Here is a 3,740-nt window from a genome sequence, read left to right as displayed (position 1 = left end):
AGCTTGGTTCTGAGCTCATACACAAATCTATGACCCAAGCGGGTTAGGGCATATTGTGATAAAAAAGTCGTGACTAATAGGAGAACGACTAACGCTGAAAAATAGCCTAAGCTCTGCCATGACAAGGTATTAAAAACAGGCTGACTGATAAAAGTATGATTAATATAAGCAATAATACCCACACTAACAGCGGCATTGACTAAGTTAAGTAAGATGACTTTGAAAAAAGGCAGCCGATAATGCGACCAGATTATATGATATAGAGAAGCTGTAGCGCGAGAGGACATAGTGACTCAATAATAAAATGAATTTTGCGTATTTTTAGATAGCACAAAAGGGAGTAGGTGGCGCCTAATCCCTTTTATTCAAACCCGATAATGATTTTATAACGACAGTTTATTCAGTATAGTCGTTTCATTGGCGAAGCTTAGCGTTCAAATTTAAAAGTCAAACGTCGCTGAAACTTTTAACGCAGTGGGTTCGCCTGCATTTAGATAACCGAAATCTGTATAACCACCTACTGACTGCCAGTAGTCTTCACCAGTGACATTGGTCACCATGCCTTTTAACGTGACATCTTGTCCTGCTAGTACCGTACGATAGCGGGCACCAAGGTCCAAAGTGGTATAGCCATCAACTTTCAAAGTATTAGCATTATCAGCATAACGAGCGCCTGTATGTATAATATCGCCTGTTAATGTTAATCCTTCGACGGCTGCTAGATCGTATTCTAGGTTAACGTTACTTTGGAGTTTGGGTAGACCAATCACTCGATTGCCATCCAATGTTACATCACCCGTATCTTTTTGCTTAGCACTCAAATAACTGACACCTGCAATCAGGCGCATGTTTTCGCTTGGACTACCGAATATTGATAACTCGGCACCTTGATGACGGTTTTCACCATTTGCTGTAAAAGTATTGGTGTCATCAATATAAGCACGTGCAGCATCTATACGGAATATAGCTAAGCTACTGCCAATTGTACCATTGTCATATTTGACGCCTACTTCCGTTTGCTCACTAACATAAGGTGCTAAGTCTTGTCCTGCATTGGTAACAGGGTTGCCACCATTCTCTAGAGGTGCTTTCTTTCCTGGTGCTAGGCTTTCAATGTAGTTACCATAGACAGACCAGTCCATAGTTGGTTGATAAACAAGACCGACACTAGGTGTCCATTTGCTTTCATCATAATTGCCTGTTTGCGCTTGAGTATCAGGGTTATAGCTAGTTGTTTCTATGTTCTGATGACGAACGCCTAATGTGGTTTTTAATTTGTCATTAAATAGAGAGAAAGTATCTGCTAGGGCAAAGCTTTGCAATTTTTTCTCGTTAGTGAGTGTTGGGTTATTCGCGTTACCGACGAAAACAGCAGTATCTGACCAGCTGTTATCACGATATTTAATGGGGCGATATAAATTATTGGGACGAGCACCCTCAAAAGCATACGCACCTTTTTCTTCTTGATCATAAAGATCGGCTGCAATCACCCAATCATGATCAATCTTCCCCGTTTGCCATTGACCACGCAGACCAAGCTCGGCACTTTGTACTTTATCTTCACGAATATTGTCAAAACGAGCGGTAGTACCAGCACCATTAGTATTGGTTACAGTAAGGTCTGATAATGAATTGTCTTCATCACCACGTCGCATGCCGTAAGCGCCATAAGCGGTGATACTGTCATTAAAATCATATTCGCCTCTAATGGTACCGAATACATCTTTTTCGTTTGAATACGTCCAAGGTTGTACCCAGTTTTTTGAGCCTTTGGGTGCACTTGGTACTCTAGAAGCGCCTGCAAGAGTGACACTAGGACGGGTTTCTTCCAGTTTATTGTCCTGCCAACCTAAGTCTGCTGATAATCGGTACTGATCGCCTTTATAATCCAAACCAAGAGCTGCTAAACCCAATGTTGCAGATTCGTCGTCGATAGCGCTATCGCCATCTTGATAAGCGGCGTTAAAACGAACGCCAAACGCATCATTGCTACCGAAGCGGTCACTCACGTCTACCGCTACTTTACCTTGATCGCCTTCACCATAACCAAGCGTTAATTGGCGTAGGGGATCATTACTAGCACGCTTTGGTAGTAGGTTAATCGTACCACCAGCATTGCCGCCACTGGGTGCAGCACCGTTTAGCATAGCAGATGCGCCGCGTTGAACTTCAACACGCTCAAATAATTCGGTGGCGATATACTGTCTAGGCAAAATACCGTATAGGCCATTAAACATCGTATCATCTGATGTGGTGATGAAACCGCGCATAAAGTAAGCTTCTTGGAAGTTACCAAAACCCCTTGCCACGCGTATCGTTGGGTCTTTTTTGAGCAGGTCGCCAACACTTTGGGCTTGTTGGTTGGCGATATATTCGTTGGTATACGATGTAGTAGAAAATGGCGTATCCATGATATCTTGATTGCCTAAAATCCCTACACGGCTTCCGGTCGCGACTTGGCCACCTTCGTAAGCATCTGGCAATCCATCTGCTGACGCATCAGCACTACTGGTCACTACAATCGTATCAAGTACCACACTTGGCACATCTGATTGACTGTCGTTATTTATATCGGTTTGTGCCCATGCTGCTTGGCTGGCAGCAAGTAAAACGACTGAAGTAGACAGGTGAAAGATAGACAGTGATTTTACTGAAAATGGATGACGCGCTCTGTTAGATGCTTTAAGGCAAAATAGGGCGGAATATAGGCGAGACAGTTGCATGAATGTTACCAATGTGTAAATTAAATCACTATTATAATGATAATCATTTTCATTACAATAGGGGCGCAGTATTAATTTTAAATATTTTTAAAGCCTTAAGTAGCGATAATGATGTCATGTCGTTAATGAAGTATTAACCATATAGATTACGCTCTAATACGCCGCATCAAATATAGAAAATAAGCCCCGCCAATAATGGCAGCGATGGTGCCAGCAGGTATCTCATAGGGGAATATAAGATAGCGTCCAATCCAGTCTGCTATGACCATTAAGCCCGCGCCTAAAATAGCAGACAATTGAATTTGACGTTTGAGCTTCACCGCGCCTAATGTGCTGGCGAGGTGAGGAATCATCAGACCCACAAAACTGAGCGGACCCACTGCTAACGTTGATATCGTACTCAGTAATGCTACAAGAATAAGTATCAAGGTTTGATACAATCTCAAAGATACCCCAAGCTCACGGGCAATCCCACTACCTAGGCTCAATATCTCTAATGGTTTTATGACCATAAAGCTTAATATGAAAAGTATAAAAGCCAATCCTACTAAAATCCATGCCGTTTCTGGACTGGCAAGATATGTAGAACCTGATAGCCAACTTAGCACCGCTTGTAACCGTTGATCGCCAGATATTTTTACCAGGCTTAATAATCCGCCCATCAATGCGGCAATGGCCACACCAACTAATAATAAATAAGCCGGATTGATACGACGGGCAAGCCATAAGATCAAACTGAGCACGATAAAAGCACCCAATAATCCTGATAATATAATACCTGTATAGCCAAAACTGGGCAGGAAAACAAAGGCCAGTACCACTCCTATCGCTGAGCCTGAGCTAATACCGAGTACTTCAGGGCTGGCCATCGGGTTACGTGTCAAGGTTTGTAGCAGCACGCCAGCAGTTGCTAGCATTATGCCAGTGGCGGCTGCGCTTAAAGTACGAGGCAATCTAAAATCAACAATTAAATGTCCTAGCGTACTAAGCTGCCAGCCATTTGAAGTAGCCGTAAAG

The 3,740-nt window shown here is 42.9% G+C and carries 2 protein-coding genes and 1 pseudogene; all 3 read right to left on the bottom strand.

What is annotated here, in order from left to right; genetic code table 11:
* Nucleotides 1–287, bottom strand: a pseudogene (locus EI161_RS14855) (multidrug ABC transporter permease/ATP-binding protein); the annotation flags it as partial.
* A 153-nt stretch (nucleotides 288–440) separates the two neighbouring features.
* A complete protein-coding gene (locus tag EI161_RS13635) occupies nucleotides 441–2,723 on the bottom strand; it encodes a TonB-dependent receptor (protein WP_192529800.1) in 2,283 nt (760 codons plus the stop codon).
* Between the two features lie 146 nt (nucleotides 2,724–2,869).
* Nucleotides 2,870–3,740: iron chelate uptake ABC transporter family permease subunit (locus EI161_RS13630; RefSeq protein ID WP_192529798.1), on the bottom strand; the 871-nt coding region annotated here is incomplete at its 5' end.

It is taken from the genome of Psychrobacter sp. FME5, from assembly GCF_014861375.1.
In the GTDB taxonomy this organism is placed as follows: Bacteria; Pseudomonadota; Gammaproteobacteria; order Pseudomonadales; family Moraxellaceae; genus Psychrobacter.
This window is presented reverse-complemented; position numbering and strand designations above follow the sequence as displayed.